Here is a 21,091-nt window from a genome sequence, read left to right as displayed (position 1 = left end):
GAAAATAATGGATACTTGTGCAGATATTTTAATCGTTATCGATTTACAAAATGGCGTATGTTATAGCGAGGAGCATTTATTTGATTTACAGAACTTACTAACAAAAGTAAATAAAAGAATTTCTTCATATAGAAAATTAAATAAACCAATCCTTTTTGTTCAACATTGTGATGATGATTTAGTACCCGAGAAAGAACTTTGGGCTATTCATACCGATCTAGATGTTCAAGAACAAGATTTTTTTGTAAGAAAAACACATGCAAATTCATTTTATAAAACAAACTTAAAAGAAATTTTAGATCAATTATCTGTAAATCGCATTGAATTTTGTGGCGCCCAAACAGAGTACTGTATGGATGCAACGATTAAGTTTGCCCACGGACTAGGATACGAAAACTTTATGGGACAGAAAACAACCTCTACGTTGAATAATCCTTTTATGTCCGCAAAAGAGACAATTGATTTTTATGAGAACATATGGAATCACAGATTTTTAACGTTGCTAAAAGATGAATTTTAGAATAAATGACTAATGACTTGATCATCCTAAGATTTATCAGCCGTAATCAAATATTTCATTATCACCATAAAGAAGCGAATGACATTCAGCTTCTTTTCTTTTAACCTGTTTTATATTCTATATATATCATTATAATTCCTTTGTCATATTATTTTAAAAATTTCGTATATTCATTTGAAAGAATAAGAAAATCATGATAAAATTGTGTTACAAATATATCTATATCTTTCAATTTTTAAAACGCATCGAAATTTTCACCCAAAAATGTCATTTTACAAAAACATGCTAATTTACCTATTTTATTTACATCCGGGTCTCTTTTCTTACAATTTCTTTACTTTAGGACTTTTTTTCTGCAACAACTATTTTCTTTTCTTTAAATTTTTGGTATGTATAGTATGGTATAATAGCTCACACGGAGGTGGAAAAGAACATGTTAGAAACCTTTCAAAAAGAATTAGAACTATATGAAAGTAATGCAGAATTATTAAAAGTGCTAGCTCATCCTGTTCGTTTATGTATCGTAAAAGGATTAATCGAGCGCGGTCCAAGCAACGTTTCTACAATGTATACTGGCTTAAACATGCCACAATCTACAATTTCACAGCATTTAGCAAAATTAAAAAGCGCTAAAATCGTTTCTAGTGAAAGAAAAGGATTGGAAATTTATTACAAAGTAGAGAATGAAACAATCATTCAACTCGTTCGTGTATTATTAGGTTAGGGACTAATAATCGCAGAAAAAGAACGTATTCTATATTTTTTATCTCATATCTTTAATATAAATATATATCATGAGAGGAAATATATAATACTACATAAGTCGTATTAAAAAACAAGACACAGTATATACTGTGTCTTGTTTTTTATATTGTTACATACTGATCCAAATGTAAATGTTGCATATCTTTTGTATGTATAACAACATCAAACGAACTCCCTACTCCTCCATTTAAAATCATAGAACGAACTGCTCGATTTTGTTTTTGCGTTTCAGAAAAAGGATTCGTATCTTGATGGCTCGTAAGCTGTTCTAATATTCCTGCAGCTAACAAGAACTCAGATTGTTTCTTATGCCATACTGCACTCATTCCTTGCATACTAAACATCTCCTTTAGCTCGTCCCAATGAACATGAGTAGTAAGATCCATTTCACCTGGATGCGCTAGTGGGTTACGCATTAGCTTATGCTGATAATATCCTCGCAAACTTCCTTCGCGGTGTGCTGGATGCATCCATTCTTCTTTTGTGTATCCGTAATCAACTGTAATACATATACCTTTTTGAAACCATTTCGAAATTTCTTTTATATACTCCTCCATAACAATTGGTACTTCAAAACGTTGCCCTTCAGCAATATGAATATTATATTTCAATAAATAGCGACCAATTCTTTTATTTAACGGCCTACATACTTCTGAAAGGTTTCCTTCCTCTGTATATGTAATACGTACTTCATACAATATACCATTTCTTTTCTCAATTACTTCAACAGGAAATGCATCAAACAACTCATTCGAAAAAAGAATTCCCTCGAAAGAATCTCCCATTTCACTATAGGAGGTATAGTACGATACATTAGAAAATGAGCCAAGTTGCTCCTGCTGTAATTTCCTATGAAAAGGGCTCACTTCAATCATTGAATAGTTTAAATTAATAAAGGTGTTTGGAGATAATTGCTTCCATTCTTGTAAAACATCATAGGCAAACTTCCCTGTTCCCCCACCAACCTCACAAATATTCGAAGCAACTTCACCATTTTCAACAAGACGAATAAAAAGTTTAGCAAAAGTTTTTGCAAAAACAGAGGATACATTGCTACTTGTAAAAAAATCCCCTTGTCTTCCAATCTTTTCACGTTCTTTCATATAATATCCATGACCCTCCATATACAATACAAGGTTCATATACGTACTATATGAAATTGAATAATCCTTTTCTTTCCCCATCCATTCTCTTAAAATGAGCTCCATTCCCATAATGACTCCTTATTGTAAAAACGGATTATTTTCTTTTTCAAAGCCAATGCTTGTTTCTGGACCATGTCCACATAACACCGCTGTTTCATCTGGTAATACAAATAATTTCTCTTCAATACTTCCAATTAATTCAGCAAAACTTCCACCAGGCAAATCTGTTCTTCCAATGCTCATTTGGAACAATACATCTCCTGAAAATACAGCATTCGCTTCTTTAGTATAATAAGAAATACTTCCTGGAGAATGTCCTGGTGTCTCAAAAATTTCAAAATTAAATGATCCAATTGTTAATGTACCTTCTGCATCAATAATATGATCCGCTGGTTTTGCTGTAATACTGCGGTTCATCATAAAAATTTGAGAGCCGTTTACAGTTGCATCTCCTAACCAATCTGCTTCTTCTTTATGTACGTACACAGGAATATGAAAAGCGTCTCTTACGGCATCAACAGCACCGATATGATCAAAGTGAGCATGTGTTAATAAAACAGCCAATGGTTTTAATTGTTTTTCTTGTAAATATGTAACGAGCTTTTCACCTTCATGACCAGGGTCAAAGATAATGCACTCTTTTTGATCGTTCATTAAAATATAAGCATTTGTTTGTAATGGGCCTAACGGCATTTGTATCCATTTCATATGAAAATCTCCTCCAGTTATTAAACTTACTTTTAATGATACAACATTTCTTTCTCTGAGGAAAAGAAAGGATGCTATCTCGACAATCATTTTTAAAACATGTACAATATAAAAGAGTAAATATTCCAAAAACTCATAATAAGAAATGGGTAGACAGAGGAGGATATTGTATGGGCCTTGTTATTATTTTTACACTTGTCACTCTGTTAGCTGTATTTGCTACGCTTAGAACACTTCGTGAAAAAAACTTTTTCGCGAGCGGCTTTGCAATTGCAACTGTACTCGTTTTCGGATGGTTTACGATCATGACTGTTCTATATAACGGGTATCCACCAGCAGCTTAATTCGTTTACACTTTATTCTTCATCGAGATTTTACACAAAAAGAGGAAGGGTTCCCCCTTCCTCTTTTCATATTTCACAACTTATATCATCTTCGCTTCGTATTTGTGCTTTTTTACAAGCCAAGCTCCTCCGATAACACCTGCATCATTACCAAGTGTTGCAATAGCTAACTTCGTGCTCTTTACAGCACGTGAGAAAGCGTATTGCTCGAAATAGCGTTGAATTGGTTCTAATAACGCATCTCCAGCTTTAGACACGCCTCCACCAATAACAATTTTCTCTGGGTTCAATGTACTAGAAAGGTTCGCTACAGCTAATCCTAAATAAGAAGCTACTTTTTCTACTACTTCACCTGCTAATTCATCACCTTGTCCAAGTGCTTCAAAGACATCTTTTGATGTAATACGTCCTTCTTCAGCTAACATAGAACGCAACATGCTCTCTTTATTAGTCTCTTGTATTTTTTGCATAGCAACACGTACAATACCTGTCGCAGATGCTACTGTTTCTAAGCAACCAGACTTCCCGCAATTACATGGGAAAGCATTTTCTGTAACGACTGTAATATGTCCAATCTCACCAGCAGCACCACTCACGCCGTGTACAATCTCACCATTGGCGATTACACCACCACCAACGCCCGTACCAAGTGTCATACAGATTAAATCTTTTGCACCTTCACCAGCACCTTTCCACATTTCACCAAGCGCTGCTAAGTTTGCATCATTATCAATAACAACAGGTAATCCTGTTTCTACTTCTAATAAATCTTTTAGCGGATAGTTTTTCCATCCTAAATTAACCGCTTCATAAATCATTCCAGACGCCACATGTACAGGACCAGGAGCTCCCATACCAATACCAATTAATTTGCTCTTCAATTCGCCTAATTCTTCTAGCTTTTTATCAATTGCTTTCGCAACATCAAGTGTAATATGTTTTCCTTGCTCACCTGTATTCGTAGGGATTTCCCACTTATGTAAAATTTCACCGTATACATTAATAAATGCTAATTTAATCGTTGTACCACCAAGGTCAACACCAACTAACCATTTCTCTTCCATGTTGCTTACCTACCTTTATCTAATTCTTATTTAGCTCTTTTTGAATTTCTTGCTTCAATAAAAATAAAGCTGTTTGATAGTCTTGTGGATCGATTAGCTGTGATTGATTTAATTCACGCAATTCATCTTGCATTAATTGTAAATCTGCAATTCGATCTCCCGTATAAATAATCGTACCAAATTTCTTTAGCAATTGCTGAATATCATAAATAGATACCATTTCATCACCCTCTATGCTCACTTACTATAAAAAATTATAATAAGAAAACGTTCACATATTTTATTATAATCAAGAAGAAAAAGTCTCGTCAATTTTTATTTGTCTATACAAGCTTATTTATAAGCAGTGTTCCTTTTTCTGTAATAATTTTTTCTATGTTTTTATCAAATGGCTCTACTGGAATGTGTTTTACCATTTGAAAATCATACGCTAATGACAGCGTTTTCCCTTTATAATGCACGAGATAACGATCATAATAGCCACCGCCGTACCCAATTCGCTCTCCTCGTTCTGTATAAGCTACGCCCGGCACAATTTGAAGATCAATTTCATCCATATTCACTTCTTCCGTAAGCCCAGGAATCGGTTCACGTAAATTCATATACACCGTTTCTAATTGATCAAAATTATTAATTTGCCGGAAGGACATCGTTCTAGTTCCTTTATTACACTTAGGAACTACAACTTTCTTTCCTTCTTCCCAAGCTTTTTCGATAATAGGATATGTATTCACTTCATTTTCCATTGAAAGAGTAATTCCAATTGTTTTAGCTTCAACCCACTCTTTTTGCGCATACAACGAAAATGCAATCTGTTCTGATAAAGTTGTATACTGTTCTTCTGATAAAGAATTCATGTGTTCTATTATTTGTTTACGTAAACGTACTTTCTCTGCTTTCACACATTCTCCCCCTTACAGTGACACTTTACTCTATGCTGATAGTGTATCACTTTTAACATAGGAATCGAATAAAAAAAAGAAACAGTAGGAAAATATTCCTACTGCTTACTTTGTTTCACGGTGTAACGTAGACTTCTTGTCACGCTTGCAATACTTTTTAAGCTCGATACGCTCAGCGTTGTTACGTTTATTTTTCTTTGAGATATAGTTACGATCTCCGCATTCTGTACATGCTAGAGTAATATTCACACGCATTCTTATTTCCCTCCAGTACTAATAACTTAAATCAGACTATACTATAATACCACTTTTAAAATAAAAATTCTACACCTTTTGATATTGTCTAATTTTTTCTATAAGATTTTTCATATTTTCCCTTGCTATTACTGGGTTTCTAGCATGTGAATACACCAAAAATTTTGGTTGTTTTGTGTCAGAAACGATATAAGACCACTCTTTTTCAGTATATTTGAACTGTACTCCTTCAAATATACCTTCTCCCTTCCTTTCTATATCATCCAATAATTTCCTCATAATTTCCCCTTTTTCATTCCATGAACATACCACTTCATCATAAAGTAAATAGAGCGGAGGTGATTGCTCTACTATGCTGAGAAACGTTTTTCCTTGCAATGCTATTAGCTCGAATAATTTTCCAATCCGATATAAAATATCTCGCTTCCACCTTACTTGAAACGACTTTCTTTCATCCTGCGTATAAAATAGAAGATAACATTCTCCTAACTTCAAAGACATTGGGTAAATATTTCCTGTCGATTCGAGTAAGAAATCTGGAATATCTACCTCTTCCAAATCTGTACCTTGGTAAATATTACTATGTTTATCGTATAACTCGAAATGATTTCCTTGCTCAGAAAACATAAGAGCCATATTCGCTTTACTTGATTTCATCAAAGCTTTCACATGATCTTTTTGTTCGCTTGCATAAATCCATGTAACTGTACAACCAAGTCTTTGCAGAAAGAGCATGAGTAAATGTTGCAACGTATCATTTCTCTTATTAATAAGAAGATGAAACTTCTGCATCTGTATTTTCTCGATATCAATATGCTCCAATATAACTTCTATATACTCATTCATAGAAACATGAACGAGCTTATTACGCCCCATTTCTTTCTCATGCACGTAATAAAACAATTCGGACATATATACTTGTTCTATCTCTTTTTGCTGCTTATACGTTAACGGCATGCCAGCTTGACCGTATAACTTTATAACAATCTCATTCTCATTCTCCACTTGAATGAAAACACCACCTGCACACTTCAACTGGTGAACACTATATTGAAAAAGTGACTCGTTCATTTCTTTACATTCCATCGTATGAATCCCTATACCATGAATAGCATGTAAAAATAAATTTTTATAAGAGGTTGTTTCTATATTTTCTTGACTTCCAATTAATATACTTTCTCCTTTTTTAAAAAGAGAACCATACGCCATCGCAATCTTCACGATAAACTGGGGAGTAATTTCAACATTCCCTCTTCCTACAATGCGGCTTTTTTGTAACCACCCTGCACTCATTTCACTCTCTTGAATACCAGCCGCTCCTACTATCGAATGACTATCAATCGCCTTATAAGGCCATAGTTTTCCTTTTTGCTTAATTACCGTACTTCTTCCGATATGACAGTGATCCGCTACAACACTTTTTTGAAACAGTGTAACATCATCTTCAACTATTGTACGCTCTCCTATTGTCGTTTCTAATAGTTCACAATACTTCCCAATGTGGGCATTTGCAAAAACAATACTTTTTTGAAGATGAGAATAATTTGAAACGATACTATTTTTCCCAATAATAGAATATGGCTCAATTACAGCTCCTGTACCAATCTTTGCTCCTTCTCCAATAAAAGAGGGGCCATGAATTTTCGTCCCTTTACCAATCGTCACCCCTTCTCCCATCCATACCATCGGTAATACTTCTGTATAAGGAATAGGTACTTGTAACTTTTTCGTTAACAAATCAAATTGTGCTTGTCGATATTGATTAAATGTGCCGATATCTAACCAATAACCTTCTGACAAATATGCGAATAACACATTTTTGTTTGCCAATAACGGAAACACATCATGACTGAAATCAAAAAATTGCCTAGGCGGTATGTAAGAAAAGATTTCTGGCTCCATAATATATATGCCTGTATTCACAACATTAGATACTACCTCATTCCAGCCCGGCTTTTCTATATATCGTGTAACCTCCTGGTCTTTATTCATTACAACCAATCCAAATGAGAGTGGATTTTCTACTTCTTTCACAAACATTGTTACCATTCTTTTCTTTTGTTCATGAAACCTAATTCCTTCTGATAATTGAAAGTCAGTTAATGCATCCCCGCTTATCACAACAAATGTTTCATCTAAAAATTGTTCTGCTTGTTTAATACTCCCTGCTGTGCCAAGCGGAGGAGAGTCTTCAAAATAATACAAGTTAACTCCCCATTTACTACCGTCACCAAAATATTGCTTAATGGTCGTACTCATATATTGAACAGTAATTGCAATTTCACGAATACCATGCTGGCGTAGTAACTCAATATTATATTCTAAAACTGGTTTTTCTAATAATGGTAACATCGGCTTTGGAGTATTACATGTTAATGGTCTAAGGCGCCTTCCTTTTCCTCCAGCTAAAATAACCCCCTTCATATACTTCAGCCTCCACTTATATAATGTTCAGTAACTCCATATACCATATGTATATTCCCTATCCCACATGAACTAGCAGCATAAACTTGATTAGTTAAACACATCCTCATTTAGAAGACTATATAATTAAATTTCTAACCTATAAGAACGTACATTTCAAACAATAAGAAAGCGCTTACTATAAATTGGTAAATAATACTTATTAACGACAAACATATATACTAATTTTTCCATTACATTATGATACATCTTATCATCATAAACTAAAGGAAACAACGAGCTTTTTTTGTCATGTTTTGACTAAAAAAAGCAGGTGATTTCTCATCACCTGCTTTTTTTCCTACTCATTCAATAAATAATGCTTTCCTTTTACTAAATAAAAGACATTTTCAGCAATATTTGTAATATGATCTGCTACACGCTCAATATATCTCGCGACAAATGATAATTGTGTAATTTGCGTAATTGCTTCTGGTTGTTCCGGAACTGAAGATATAAACTCACGAATTGCTTTTCCATATATTTCATCAACGGAATCATCCATTTCAGCAATTTGTTTCGCAAAAGTTAAATTTTCTTGTTCATATGCTTCTAACGCTAAATGCAACATCTCATTTGCAACCGCAAACATTTCATCTAGGTTGTGCAAACTAACAGCCACTTCTTTTTCCCCAAGACGAATTGTAGCCTTTGCAATATTAACAGCATGATCTGCAATGCGCTCTAAATCTGTCGCTGTTTTAATTGAAATAAAAATCCTTCTTAAGTCACTTGCTACAGGTTGCTGCTTCGTAATGAGCATAAGCGCAAGATCGTTTATTTCCTCTTCTAAATTATCCATGCGGTAATCACCATCAATGACCTCTAACGCTTTCTCTACATCCCTTGTATGCAGACCTTCCATAGCAATCAATAAAGCCGCATTTGCTAATTCTCCAAGCTCAATCACCTTTTGCTGTAACGCTTTTAAATCACCTTGAAACTGTTCTCTTACCATTTTTCTTCCCCCTCAATATTATGTGCCATTATATAAAAGTGAAACTTTAATCAACCCTCATCAATCGGGATTTGATAGGCAGCAAGATCCCCTCCCTAACTTCTTTGCATTCGCTAAATTTTAAGGTGGGGGTCTTACTGCCCGCAAATAGCGGGGTAAATCTCCTACATAGCCTCTTACGCTTGTAATAAACCTTAAGATAAGGAGAAGTATTACTTCTTTATTAACAGTAAGATAAAATAAGAAATGCCCTCTGTTAAGAGGGCATTTGCTCTTAGCTTTGAAACGATATCAACCAAAGCGACCTGTAATATAATCTTCTGTACGCTTATCTGAAGGAGTCGTAAATAATTTGTTTGTATCTGTATACTCCACAACTTCCCCGCTTAAAAAGAAAGCTGTTTTGTCTGAAATACGCGCTGCTTGTTGCATATTATGCGTTACGATAACAATACTAAAATCTTTCTTTAGCTCTTGAATCAATTCTTCTACTTTTAATGTTGAAATTGGGTCTAATGCCGATGTTGGCTCATCCATTAAAATAACGTCTGGCTCAATAGCTAAGCAGCGTGCGATGCATAGACGCTGTTGCTGTCCACCAGATAAACCGTATGCATTATCGTGCAAACGATCTTTTAACTCATCCCAAATCGCTGCTCCACGTAAACTTTTTTCAACAATTTCATCTAATGTCTTTTTGTCACGAATACCATGGATTTTTGGACCGTATGTTACATTCTCATAAATAGATTTTGGAAATGGATTTGGCTTTTGGAACACCATTCCTACATGCGTTCTTAATTCTTCAACTGGATATGATTTATCAAATATATTGCGTTCTCTATACTCAATTACACCTGTAGTTCGAACGATTGGTACTAACTCTACCATGCGATTTAATGTTTTTAAGTAAGTTGATTTACCACAGCCACTTGGACCGATAATGGCTGTAACTTCATTCTCATGAATACTTAAATTAATATCTTTTAAAGCATGGTCTTCCCCGTACCATAAATTTAAGTTTTTCGTATCAAATACTACCTTCTTTGGCGCAGTCTCGATTTTCTCTTCGTTTTTCACCTGTACATTTACTACTGTTGCTACCATTTGAATTCCCCTTTCATCCACTTCCAACTTATTTTCGATTTCGTAACCATAAAACAAATATATTGATAAATAGCAACAAACCTAACAAAACAATCATCCCAGCTGCTGCTACATACTGAAATTCTTCTTGTGGCCTACTCATCCAATTAAAAATTTGAATTGGTAGAACTGTAAATCTATCAAACATACTAAATGGAACATAATTTGCAAACGCAAGTGCCCCAATAACTAATAGTGGTGCAGCCTCTCCAATTGCTCTTGATATCGCTAACGTACAGCCCGTTATAATCCCTGGGAAAGCATATGGCAATACAATTTGATACATCGTTTGCCACTTCGTAGCACCTAATCCGTAAGAACCCTCTAATAAAACACTTGGTACTGATCGAATTGCTTCTTGACTCGCCACAACAACTGTTGGTAAAACGAGTAGACTCATCGTCAATGCTGCTGCAACTATACTCTCTCCTAAATGAAGAGCATATACAAAAATAGTTAAACCAAGCAATCCAAATACAACAGATGGTACTCCTGCTAACGTTTGATTATTAATCTCTATTATTTTTTTAAATAGAGATTCCTTCGCATATTGCTCTAAATAAAGTGCTGTTCCAACTCCAAATATAAAAGAAACAGGTATAACAATACTCATAAATAATATTGTCCCTGACAAAGCTGCAGCAATACCAGCTTCTTTCGGATTACGTGAAGCGAAATTTGTAAAGAAATCTATTGAAAGATAACTTATACCTTTTTCAACAATTTGAAACAGTAACAAAAACAAAATTACGATTGAAAATAAAATTGCTATATAAAATAACAATTTGTAAATTCGATCTTTTAAAAAGCGTGATGCCATATTTTTTTGTATTTTTTTATGATTCAACATTCGCATATTATGTCATCCTCCTAAAACGGCGCATAATTGACTGCGAAATGATGTTCATAATAAAGGTAAACAAAAATAACGTTGCGCCTACAGCATACATGCTGTAATACGTAATCGTTCCATGCGGAGCATCACCTAAACTTACTTGCACAATATAGGCTGTTAACGTTTGAATAGAATGTGTCGGATCAAGCGATACATTTGGTGTGGATCCTGCTGCAATTACAACAATCATCGTTTCACCAATCGCACGAGAAGCTGCTAATATAATTGCTGCCATAATCCCTGTAAAAGCGGACGGAAACACCACTTGTTTTACCATTTCAAACCGCGTCGCACCGAGTGCTAATGAAGCTTCTTTCGTCCCTTTCGCCACAGCTCTCATCGCATCTTCAGATAGAGATGCAATTGTAGGCATCATCATAAATCCGATAACGATTCCTGGACTAATCGCATTAAAAAACTGTAAATCTGGTATAATCCTTTGTAAAAGCGGTGTAACAACTGTTAATGCAAAAAAACCATATACAATTGTCGGGATACCTGCTAATAGCTCTAACATCGGCTTTAATATTTTCCGTGCACTATTTGAAGCATATTCGCTTAAAAATACGGCACACGCTAAACCGATAGGAATTGCTACAAACATAGCAATTGCTGTTACAAGGAACGTTCCACATATAAGTGGTAATATACCGAATTTAGGGTCTTCAAAAAATGGTAACCATTCTTTCTCCGTCAAAAAGGAGTATAATGATATTTTTTGAAAAAACATGATTGTTTCATTAGAGAGCGTAAAAACAATGCCAAGTGTCGTCACAATAGAAACACTAGCAATTATTTTTAGTAATAAAGGTACTATTCGATTGATTCGCTGCGTTTTTTTTCTTTGTTTTGTATTTCTTTCAATCAAATGTTGTACAGAAAATGTAATTTGACTTTTGTCATTATGAGCCAAAGATGAAAACCCCTTTCCACCCTGACATTACCTTTTTATTTCTGTTAACATACGCAGCTGTTCATTGTATTTTTCTTTTTTTAATTTTACATACCCGACCTCTTCAGCGAGGTTACCGACATGCTGAATCATAAACTCAACATAGTTTGCTACATTCATTTTATTTCGGATAGATGCATTATTCACATAAGTAAGTAGCGGCCTAGATAACGGCTTATACTTACCTGATTGAATGGTCTCTTTCGTCGGAAATACACCATTTACTTTTATTGCTTTCACCTTATCTCGATTAGCCATATAATAAGCATATCCTACAAAAGCAATGGCATGTTTATCATTCATTACCCCTTGCATAATAACTTGATCATCTTCAGACAAAGAGACTTTTTTTACAATGCGATGATTTTGTAAGATGACATTTTGAAAATAATCATACGTACCAGAGTCTACGCCTGGTGCATAAAACTTCACTTGTTCACGTGGCCATGTTGAATGAATTTGTGACCATCGCTTCTCTCTTCCATCTTCACTCCAAAGTAGTCGTAACTCGTCTACTGACATATCGTCTACCCATGTATTATGGCGATTCACAACAATCGTAAGACCGTCGTTAGCAACCTCAAAAGGTGTGAACTGAATAGAGTTTTTCTTCATTTCATTTTTCTCGACTTGTTTCATTACTCTCGAAGCATTATTTATATCTACTTCTCCTTTACTGAAACGATTAAATCCTCCCCCAGTTCCAGAAATACTGATGGAAATTTTCACGTCTGGATGCACCTTTGTATATTCCTCCGCTACTGCTTCTATAATAGGAAAAACCGTTGAGGATCCATCAACTCTCACTTCTCCTGTATCATTTAAAGCAAATGCAGTAGACATTTCAAAACAGAGGAACCATATTGATAATACGAAAACTTTAATCGGTGTACGCATCCATTTCACGTGTTCTTCCTCCTAGAAGTAACCGGAAATAACAGGATTACAGATATAAGAATACTGCTAAACTATTAATTCGGTTTTAATTGTTTGTAAAAGTTTTGTAAAGTTCCACATAAATCAACATACGGTACAATTTTAATTCAGTAGTAGCTATTCATTTCCTCTGATGATTTCCCTATAAAATATTTATCCCCTATCCCACCATATACAAGTATCATTTATACGGCCGCGTTTTTTTCAATGTTATATACTTGTCCACATTTATTACACGATATGCATAAACCATAAAAAAAAGCACACTATCTTTTCAGATAGTGTGCTTTTTTACAACTTTTTTATTCATCATCTTGCTCTTTATTTTTATTGTCTTTATCATCTTTTGGAGCTTCACCATTTACTTCTTTGTTTTTCAAATCAAAGTAAGCGTCCATAATTTCACGACCAATATATCCATTAATACCAGTCTTATCATCATGTACCCACGGAACGACAACAGAGAATGCTACTTCTGGATCTTCAAGTGGCGCATAACCTACTAATGTTAAGTTATATGTTTCCACACGTTCACCGTTTGCCTTTCTACCAATCTCTTTATCTCCGCCATACACAGTTTGCGCGGTACCTGTCTTCCCTGCCGCTTTATATTTTGCACCTGTAAAGTATTTTGTAGCTGTACCACCTGAATCATTATAAACTTGTCTAAATCCTTCTTGAACACGTTTAATTTGCGATTCTGGCATATCAACACGATTTAATACTTTCGGTTCCATAGATTGAACAACTTTCCCAACTTCATCCGGTTTCACTGCCGGTTGACGAATTTCTTTTACAACTTGTGGTTGCATACGATATCCGCCATTGGCAATCGTCGAAATATATTGCGCTAATTGAAGCGGTGTATACGTATCATACTGTCCAATTGATAAATCTAGTAAGAAACCTGGTTGACTACTTCTACCCATCTGACCAGCAGATTCATTCGGTAAATCAATTCCTGTTTTTACACCAAGTCCAAACTGTCCGAAATAATAACGCATCGTATCAAATGCTTTTTGAGGTATATCTAACGTACCACCTCTCACATACTGAACACCGGCGATATTCATCGCTGTTTTAAACATATAAACGTTAGAAGACATTTTTAAAGCTGTAAGGTCATTAATGTATCCCATCGTTTTCCAAGACGACTTCGTAGGTGTACCTTTTAATTTAATTGGTTCATCCAATTGCATCGATCCTGGTTGAATCGCACCAGTTTGATATCCAGTAAGTACTGTTGCACCTTTTACAGTTGATCCCATCGGATAAGAACTTGTCATGGTACCTAATGCAAAGTCATTTACTTTCGTTTGACCATCTTCGTTAACTAATTGTTTCCCCGCCATAGATAAAACTTCGCCATTTTTTGGGTTCATCATTACAACGAATGCGCGATCTAAAAGAGGTTCGCTTCCTTTAAACCTCATTAAATTCTTCGCAAGAATATCTTCCACGCGCTTTTGTAATTCCATATCAATTGTTAAGTTCAGGTCATTACCACTTTGTCCTTTTGATACATTAATCGTTTCTAAAATATTACCGTTTTTATCTGTAACATTTCTAACTTCTGCTTTCGTACCGTGTAGGCTATCTTCATACTGTTGCTCAAGATAACTTTTTCCTACTCGGTCATTTCGATTATAATCACGAACAAGATAGTAATCTAGTCTTTCTCTAGGTAAACCTTCATCAGATGTCGACACCCCACCAAGTACACTTCGGAATAAATCATCGTACGTATATTTTCGATCCCAATCAACATTCGTATCTACACCTGGTAATGCTGCTAAGTTTTCACTAATAATCGAATATTCCTTTTCTGTAGCATCCTTTTTAATAACTTGAGGTGTCATTGCATATCCGCCATCCATCTTACTCTTAATCGCTAGTATTTCTAGATCTTTTGCGGATAATTGATTAACCTCTTCTTCTGTTACACGACTTCGCTGGCGCTCGTCTAATTCTTTATCATCAATTTTTTTATCTTTAAACTCTTGACGATCTTTATTCGTAATTTTTTCTTTAGCTTCCTCTTTATGCATAGCAAGCCAATAATCCTTTTTATCGCGATCCGTTAATTTATCTGTCGGTACTTCAATCAAATCTGCTAGCTTTTTCGCTGTTTCTAAGCGATCTTCTGCAGTTGATCCTTTCATTTTTGTAAATGTAATAGTACGAATGGCTACATTATCTACTACAGCTCGCCCATAACGGTCAAATATTTTCCCACGCGGTACAGGATTACTTATCGTTGAGTTTTCTTTCTTCTCCACTTCATTCTTATATTCTTCACCACGAACAATTTGTACATATCCGAGCCTTACAATAACCGCGGAGAACATTAAAAACACGCAGAAAAACAGCACGTTTAACCGAAAAGGAACGTGGGTCTTTTTCTTATTTTGCTTCTGTTTCTTGCTCATACAAACCCCCTCTACCAACAGCTATGTAATGTGAAAGGGACACCTTCATACAGGTGTCCTCACTGCTGTCTTACATCTTTTTCTATTCTAGCATAAAACAAACGAGAAGTTAACCTTCTGGTTCAGTTTGGTTTTGCGCGTTCCCTTGCGTTACAACACTTGCTTTACTCGCATTTCTCTCATCATATTTGACATTTTTAACTGCAAAATAAATAAGAAAATGTCCAGCACCTAAAATACATAATAAGTAAGGTAAACTTTTTTCAGGTGGAAAGAATAGTACAGCACATAAAAAACTTAAAATGGAACAGATTCTTCCGGCGTTTAACCACAGCTCCCGAACAACGACATATTCCACACGCCATTCTCTCGCATTTTTCGCTCTACCAATTACGTCATATGTCATTGATCCGTACGGAACAAGTAAAATAGGATATGCAATTGCAATACATGCCGCATAAATAAGTAATTTCGTGTATGTAACATTGAAAATAACTAAAAAGACGACAGCATATAAAATAATGCCTCCAAGTAAAATTGCTTTTTTTCGCCACTCCTTCTTTAACATACGAGCAACTAAGTAATAACATACAAAGGATACAGCAGAGTTCACTAAACTGTATTTCCCTAATGCAAACTCACTATTAGTTGCTAAATAAACATATACTGAAATGACAAAAATAAACGTTCCTTCTCTCAATCCTTGGAAAAAATGAGCTCGTGTAATCTTTCCCCAATTTTTATCAATCCGTCGTTCTTTCAATACTTGCACGATTTCATAACGCCCTTCACATTCTCTTTTAGATAAAAAGAAGCTTAAGACGACAGCAATTGCAAATAGAACTAATGAAAGAAAGAATATAACAGTATAGCCACTCCATTTCTCCATACGTGAAATTGTGTATCCTGCTGCTATCGGTCCAATCATTCCAGAGAAGGATGTAAGAAGTCCAAGAAACCCATTAAAGAAATCTCTTGTTTCTGGTTCTGTAATTTCAAATGTCAATAAGTTAAAAGCCAACCAGTAAAAACCGTATCCTACTCCTAAAAGAGCCCCCATTAATAAAATATACTGAGAAGCACTTTTCCCTGCTACTAAGACAACAATAAAAAAAATTGCGAGCGTCCCTACTCCTATTCGTAATAAAATCGAACGATCGATACGTTTCGCTAATTTTCCCCCTACAAGAAATGTGAGAGGCTGTAATACCACGCTGGCTAAATTATACAAGCCAAGATTCACATAATTTTGTGTTTGTTTCCATAAATAAATATTTACAAACGTATTCGATAAAGAAATTGCGAGCGTGTATAAACCTCCTATAAGGAGCAATAACACTAAATCCCGATTCACTTCAACGTCACCAATTATATGTTTCCATTTCATACACAACTCTCCTTTACTTCATGTTCTAGTCTTCCAAAGACAAGCCCAATTATGTAAAAGGAAAGCATAGAAAAAAGCTAGGAGCTCTCCCCTAGCTTTTTCTATAATTACGATTATTTTGCTTCTTGGTAACGTTTTTCAGCAGCGTTCCAATCTACAACGTTCCAGAATGCGCCGATGTAGTCTGGACGACGGTTTTGGTAGTTTAAGTAGTAAGCATGCTCCCAAACATCTAAACCGATAACTGGAGTTTTACCTTCAGTTAAAGGAGAATCTTGGTTTGGAGTGCTTGTTACTTCTAACTCACCATTGTTTACTACTAACCAAGCCCAACCAGAACCGAAGCGAGTTGCGCCAGCTTTTGCGAATTCTTCTTTGAATGCATCGAAGCTACCGAATTTTGCTTCAATTGCAGTTGCAAGTTCACCTACAGGTTGTCCTCCGCCGTTTGGAGATAGGATTGTCCAGAAGAATGTATGGTTAGCATGTCCGCCACCATTGTTACGTACTGCTGTACGGATTGCTTCTGGTACTTCGTTTAAGTTTGCAACTAATTCTTCTACGCTTTTGTCAGCTAATTCTGCATGACCTTCTAAAGCAGCGTTTAAGTTTGTAATGTACGTGTTGTGATGTTTTGTATGATGGATGTTCATTGTTTCTTTGTCAAAGTGAGGCTCTAAAGCATCATACGCATAAGGTAAATTTGGTAATTCGTGTTTTGCCATTGTTATATTCCTCCCAGTTTATGTATTGCCACTTAAGTGACATACAACTTCATTCTACCCTAATTGCCATAGGGTGCAAACAAATAAATCACATTGTCTTGCTATCATTAAAGTAGCAAAATTCCCACTTCTTTTCAATTAAAATGCTCATATATTCCGTAAAAAAAGCTTCCTTCTACAAGGAAGCTTCCTGCTAACATAATAAACATGCGAAATGGATATGGACCCTGTAGGACTCGAACCTACGACCGGACGGTTATGAGCCGTCTGCTCTAACCAGCTGAGCTAAGGGTCCACAATTATGTATGTAACAACATATCAAATAAAGGAATTCCTATCGGATATGCTCTTTAAGAAATGTAAGATAAATTTACCATATAGAAAAGAAAAGTGTCAATTGTATTTTTCTTATTTAAAAGAAGAAAGTTAATAAAAGAAATTTAGTTATCTCCACTATATGTAAATATAATATATCTTGAGATTCTCTAGATTCCTACGTTACAATGATTTTATACATACATAAAGGAAGTGAATCTATGTCCATATTTACCCAATTCGTAAAAAGCATATACTCGCCTAAAGATATGGCGCTATTCCGTTTTCAAAAAATCGGTAAAACCATTTTGTATATTATGCTACTTTGCTTAATTACTACTATTCCAAGAACTTTTTTGTACGGTAGTTTTATCCAGGATGGTGTTGGCATGGTAAATCAAGTCATCGATAAAGATTTACCTGATTTTAAAATCGAAAATGGCGAACTAAAAGCTGATATTGATCAACCTATTGAAAAAGAAGAAGGAAATACACTTTTCGTATTTGATCCAAATTCAACAGACCTAGAAAAATATCAAAATAAAACAGGTTTATTTGTTTTAAAAGATAAAGTAGTCTCTATGGGAAATGGTCAAACACAAACGTATTCTTATAACGATTTGTTAGGTGCATCTCTTGAGAAAAAAGATCTACAAGAATTTATTTCTTTATTCGATAATATTTATCCAATTTTATTATTTGTTATTGGATTCTTAGTGTACCTATTCCAATTATTCATAACTTTTGTAGGCGTGACTTTACTTGCGTTCATCGGTTCTGCTATGAGCGGTCAACGTAAACTATCCTATAAACAAGTTTGGACACTAACTGCATACAGCTACACAATTCCAACAATCTTCTTTATGATTATGGATGCATGCAAGATTGTCGTACCTGGATCAACATTCATCTATATCGCAGTTGTTTTAATTGTTCTGTACTTAACAATTAAAGAAGTTCCAAAACCGAAAGAAAAATAAGAACGAAAAAAAATGCCTAAATAGGCATTTTTTTTTTGGACAAGCATATATTCCTAGCAAAGGAGTGAAGAATATGAAGAGATTAGGTATATTCCTATTCGTGCTTGTTCTCGGTTATATATTTTATTACGATATAAAAATCGGTACTTTACCGATGTTAAGTTCATATAAAAAAACAACTGCTGCTCAAACAATTAAAAAAGAAAACACAGACAGTCAACAAAATAAAGCGAACAAAACAGAAAAAGAAACGGATGTATCTTATAAAACAATTGAAGTAAAAACTGGTGAGACAGTTCTTTCTATTACAGAACAAATTAACAAGAAAAAAATTCCTTCCATAGAAAAAGTCATTGACGACTTTAAACAATTAAACAAAAGTACATCTGCTACAAAAATACAAATTGGAAAGTCTTATAAATTCCCGTTATATCAATAAGCTATCACTTAATCCTTGTCAATTACATAAAGGCGCTGATACAATAGTAAAAGTGAAACCGAGTACTTCGGTTTCTATAGCCCTATATCACGTATACTATCATTGATATGAGGGACTAAATAAGAAACTTCTTTTATAAGGAGAGCGATCTATTCGTGAATGAAATGACTCATCGTACAAAAACACGTCCAGTTAAAGTCGGTAATTTAACAATCGGCGGTAATAATGAATTAATTATACAAAGTATGACAACAACAAAAACACATGATGTTGAAGCAACAGTTGCTGAAATCAAGCGTTTAGAAGAAGCCGGCTGTCAAGTCGTCCGCGTTGCCGTTCCAGATGAACGCGCAGCAGATGCTATTGCTGATATAAAAAAACAAATCAACATTCCACTTGTTGCTGATATTCATTTTGATTATCGCCTTGCTTTAAAAGCAATTGAAGGTGGCATCGATAAAGTACGTATCAATCCAGGTAATATTGGTCGTCGCCATAAAGTAGAAGCTGTTGTAAATGCAGCAAAAGAGCGCGGTATTCCAATCCGTATCGGTGTAAACGCTGGTTCATTAGAGCGACACATTTTAGAAAAGTACGGGTACCCAACTGCAGATGGTATGGTTGAGAGCGCGCTACATCATATTAAAATTTTAGAGGACTTAGATTTCCACGATATTATCGTATCTATGAAAGCCTCTGATGTTAACTTAGCAATCGAAGCATACGAGAAAGCTGCTCGTGCTTTTGATTATCCATTACATTTAGGTATTACAGAATCTGGAACATTGTTTGCCGGAACTGTAAAAAGTGCTGCTGGTCTTGGAGCAATCTTAAATAAAGGCATCGGAAATACACTACGTATTTCATTAAGTGCTGATCCAGTTGAAGAAGTAAAAGTTGCTCGCGAATTATTAAAATCATTCGGTCTTGCGTCTAATGCAGCAACACTTATCTCTTGTCCAACTTGTGGTCGTATTGAAATCGATTTAATTAGCATTGCTAACGAAGTGGAAGAATACATCTCTACACTTCAAGTACCAATTAAAGTTGCAGTACTTGGTTGCGCTGTAAATGGCCCTGGTGAAGCTCGTGAAGCTGATATCGGTATTGCCGGTGCACGTGGAGAGGGATTATTATTCCGTAAAGGGCAAGTCGTTCGTAAAGTGCCAGAAGAAACAATGGTAGAAGAACTGAAAAAAGAAATCGACGTAATTGCTGCTGAAATGGCTGCTGAACGAGAAAAAGAAAAAGAGACACAAGAACAATAAAAAGAAGGTTGCCACAATATTTGTGAGCAACCTTCTTTTCTACGTAAAAAAGCTCGTCAGTTATATAACCGACGAGCTTTTACTTTGCACATTTTGGACAACGACCATATATTTCAAACTTATGACCCGTTACTTCATAACCGGTAAAATCTTTATTCATAAAATCCATTGGGCAGGAAGTAATCTCTTTCGTTCCCCCACAATCCAAACAAATAAAATGATGATGATGTTCCATAATAGAACAAGTAAAACGAAAATGTTTTTCACCATTTAATTCCGTTTGTTCTAAAACACCAATCTCAGCAAAAACTGTTAAGTTACGATAAATCGTATCAAAACTAAGCCCTGGATAATCGTCCTTCATATGCTCTAAAACGTCTTTCGCAGTTAAATAACGATTATGTGCTGCAAATAATCTGAGCATCTCTTCTCTTTTTCCAGTATGTTTATATCCTTTTTCTTTCATTAGGCGTAAAGCTTCTGTTAGATTCATAC

22 protein-coding genes and 1 tRNA gene are annotated in these 21,091 nt (G+C 35.1%); 6 read left to right on the top strand and 17 right to left on the bottom strand.

Going from position 1 to position 21,091, the window contains the following annotated elements:
* Window positions 1-7: 7 nt before the first annotated feature.
* Window positions 8-520 carry a cysteine hydrolase family protein gene (locus DN404_RS13120; RefSeq protein WP_000379157.1) on the top strand — a complete coding sequence of 171 codons (513 nt, stop codon included), beginning with the start codon at window positions 8-10 and terminating at the stop codon, window positions 518-520.
* A 433-nt stretch (window positions 521-953) separates the two neighbouring features.
* Window positions 954-1,244 carry an ArsR/SmtB family transcription factor gene (locus DN404_RS13115; protein ID WP_000894377.1) on the top strand — a complete coding sequence of 97 codons (291 nt, stop codon included), beginning with the start codon at window positions 954-956 and terminating at the stop codon, window positions 1,242-1,244.
* 142 nt (window positions 1,245-1,386) lie between these two features.
* On the opposite strand, the gene DN404_RS13110 is transcribed toward DN404_RS13115, so the two are convergent.
* Both DN404_RS13110 and DN404_RS13105 read right to left on the bottom strand, forming a co-directional pair.
* Window positions 1,387-2,499 (bottom strand): class I SAM-dependent methyltransferase, encoded by a 1,113-nt coding sequence (locus DN404_RS13110; RefSeq protein ID WP_149215124.1) that lies wholly within the window; start codon window positions 2,497-2,499, stop codon window positions 1,387-1,389.
* 9 nt (window positions 2,500-2,508) lie between these two features.
* On the bottom strand, window positions 2,509-3,138 hold the full coding sequence (locus tag DN404_RS13105) for an MBL fold metallo-hydrolase (protein ID WP_000871236.1): 630 nt from the start codon (window positions 3,136-3,138) through the stop codon (window positions 2,509-2,511).
* A gap of 170 nt (window positions 3,139-3,308) precedes the next feature.
* Here DN404_RS13105 and DN404_RS13100 point away from each other — a divergent pair, with 170 nt between their 5' ends.
* Window positions 3,309-3,482 carry a DUF2759 domain-containing protein gene (locus tag DN404_RS13100; protein WP_000524852.1) on the top strand — a complete coding sequence of 58 codons (174 nt, stop codon included), beginning with the start codon at window positions 3,309-3,311 and terminating at the stop codon, window positions 3,480-3,482.
* Between the two features lie 80 nt (window positions 3,483-3,562).
* Here DN404_RS13100 and glcK read toward each other — a convergent pair whose 3' ends face one another.
* The 14 genes from glcK to DN404_RS13030 form a co-directional block, all read right to left on the bottom strand.
* The gene (glcK, locus tag DN404_RS13095; protein ID WP_000391701.1) at window positions 3,563-4,546 is read right to left on the bottom strand and encodes a glucokinase; all 984 of its coding nucleotides are present in this window, start codon (window positions 4,544-4,546) and stop codon (window positions 3,563-3,565) included.
* Between the two features lie 19 nt (window positions 4,547-4,565).
* On the bottom strand, window positions 4,566-4,766 hold the full coding sequence (locus DN404_RS13090) for a YqgQ family protein (RefSeq protein WP_000253699.1): 201 nt from the start codon (window positions 4,764-4,766) through the stop codon (window positions 4,566-4,568).
* A gap of 103 nt (window positions 4,767-4,869) precedes the next feature.
* Entirely contained in the window at window positions 4,870-5,448 is a 579-nt protein-coding gene (locus DN404_RS13085) for a 5-formyltetrahydrofolate cyclo-ligase (protein WP_000642750.1), read from the bottom strand.
* Window positions 5,449-5,553: 105 nt separating this feature from the next.
* Window positions 5,554-5,703 carry a 50S ribosomal protein L33 gene (gene rpmG / locus DN404_RS13080; protein WP_001265616.1) on the bottom strand — a complete coding sequence of 50 codons (150 nt, stop codon included), beginning with the start codon at window positions 5,701-5,703 and terminating at the stop codon, window positions 5,554-5,556.
* A gap of 69 nt (window positions 5,704-5,772) precedes the next feature.
* Window positions 5,773-8,127 carry a sugar phosphate nucleotidyltransferase gene (locus DN404_RS13075; protein ID WP_000679335.1) on the bottom strand — a complete coding sequence of 785 codons (2,355 nt, stop codon included), beginning with the start codon at window positions 8,125-8,127 and terminating at the stop codon, window positions 5,773-5,775.
* Between the two features lie 340 nt (window positions 8,128-8,467).
* On the bottom strand, window positions 8,468-9,124 hold the full coding sequence (phoU, locus tag DN404_RS13070; protein WP_000251240.1) for a phosphate signaling complex protein PhoU: 657 nt from the start codon (window positions 9,122-9,124) through the stop codon (window positions 8,468-8,470).
* Between the two features lie 291 nt (window positions 9,125-9,415).
* Entirely contained in the window at window positions 9,416-10,231 is an 816-nt protein-coding gene (pstB, locus tag DN404_RS13065; protein WP_000226686.1) for a phosphate ABC transporter ATP-binding protein, read from the bottom strand.
* 28 nt (window positions 10,232-10,259) lie between these two features.
* Complete coding sequence (gene pstA, locus DN404_RS13060) at window positions 10,260-11,126, bottom strand: phosphate ABC transporter permease PstA (RefSeq protein ID WP_001242557.1); 867 nt, start codon at window positions 11,124-11,126, stop codon at window positions 10,260-10,262.
* A 1-nt stretch (window position 11,127) separates the two neighbouring features.
* Window positions 11,128-12,078 carry a phosphate ABC transporter permease subunit PstC gene (gene pstC / locus DN404_RS13055; RefSeq protein WP_000940918.1) on the bottom strand — a complete coding sequence of 317 codons (951 nt, stop codon included), beginning with the start codon at window positions 12,076-12,078 and terminating at the stop codon, window positions 11,128-11,130.
* Between the two features lie 27 nt (window positions 12,079-12,105).
* Window positions 12,106-13,023 (bottom strand): PstS family phosphate ABC transporter substrate-binding protein, encoded by a 918-nt coding sequence (locus tag DN404_RS13050; RefSeq protein ID WP_006927031.1) that lies wholly within the window; start codon window positions 13,021-13,023, stop codon window positions 12,106-12,108.
* A 332-nt stretch (window positions 13,024-13,355) separates the two neighbouring features.
* Window positions 13,356-15,482 carry a peptidoglycan D,D-transpeptidase FtsI family protein gene (locus DN404_RS13045; RefSeq protein WP_149215123.1) on the bottom strand — a complete coding sequence of 709 codons (2,127 nt, stop codon included), beginning with the start codon at window positions 15,480-15,482 and terminating at the stop codon, window positions 13,356-13,358.
* A 109-nt stretch (window positions 15,483-15,591) separates the two neighbouring features.
* Window positions 15,592-16,869, bottom strand: a complete 1,278-nt coding sequence (locus DN404_RS13040; protein ID WP_006927033.1) for an MFS transporter — start codon at window positions 16,867-16,869, stop codon at window positions 15,592-15,594.
* A 113-nt stretch (window positions 16,870-16,982) separates the two neighbouring features.
* Window positions 16,983-17,594, bottom strand: a complete 612-nt coding sequence (sodA, locus tag DN404_RS13035; RefSeq protein ID WP_001052031.1) for a superoxide dismutase [Mn] — start codon at window positions 17,592-17,594, stop codon at window positions 16,983-16,985.
* A 221-nt stretch (window positions 17,595-17,815) separates the two neighbouring features.
* Window positions 17,816-17,889, bottom strand: a tRNA-Ile gene (locus DN404_RS13030).
* A 241-nt stretch (window positions 17,890-18,130) separates the two neighbouring features.
* Between DN404_RS13030 and yqgB the strand changes: the two genes are divergently transcribed.
* The 3 genes from yqgB (at window position 18,131) to ispG (ending at window position 20,596) form a co-directional block, all read left to right on the top strand.
* Window positions 18,131-18,889 (top strand): protein YqgB, encoded by a 759-nt coding sequence (yqgB, locus tag DN404_RS13025; RefSeq protein ID WP_000021897.1) that lies wholly within the window; start codon window positions 18,131-18,133, stop codon window positions 18,887-18,889.
* 73 nt (window positions 18,890-18,962) lie between these two features.
* Window positions 18,963-19,328, top strand: coding sequence for a protein YqfZ (gene yqfZ / locus DN404_RS13020; protein ID WP_000825414.1), 366 nt, complete (start codon window positions 18,963-18,965; stop codon window positions 19,326-19,328).
* A gap of 164 nt (window positions 19,329-19,492) precedes the next feature.
* Window positions 19,493-20,596 (top strand): flavodoxin-dependent (E)-4-hydroxy-3-methylbut-2-enyl-diphosphate synthase, encoded by a 1,104-nt coding sequence (gene ispG, locus DN404_RS13015; protein ID WP_153577907.1) that lies wholly within the window; start codon window positions 19,493-19,495, stop codon window positions 20,594-20,596.
* A 79-nt stretch (window positions 20,597-20,675) separates the two neighbouring features.
* Here ispG and DN404_RS13010 read toward each other — a convergent pair whose 3' ends face one another.
* Window positions 20,676-21,089, bottom strand: coding sequence for a Fur family transcriptional regulator (locus DN404_RS13010; RefSeq protein WP_001054516.1), 414 nt, complete (start codon window positions 21,087-21,089; stop codon window positions 20,676-20,678).
* Window positions 21,090-21,091: the final 2 nt, after the last annotated feature.

The sequence above is a fragment of the Bacillus sp. TE8-1 genome (assembly GCF_008368855.1).
In the GTDB taxonomy this organism is placed as follows: domain Bacteria; phylum Bacillota; class Bacilli; order Bacillales; family Bacillaceae_G; genus Bacillus_A; species Bacillus_A cereus.
The sequence above is the reverse complement of the archived record's forward strand: the minus strand, read 5'-3'. Positions and strand labels throughout refer to the sequence as shown.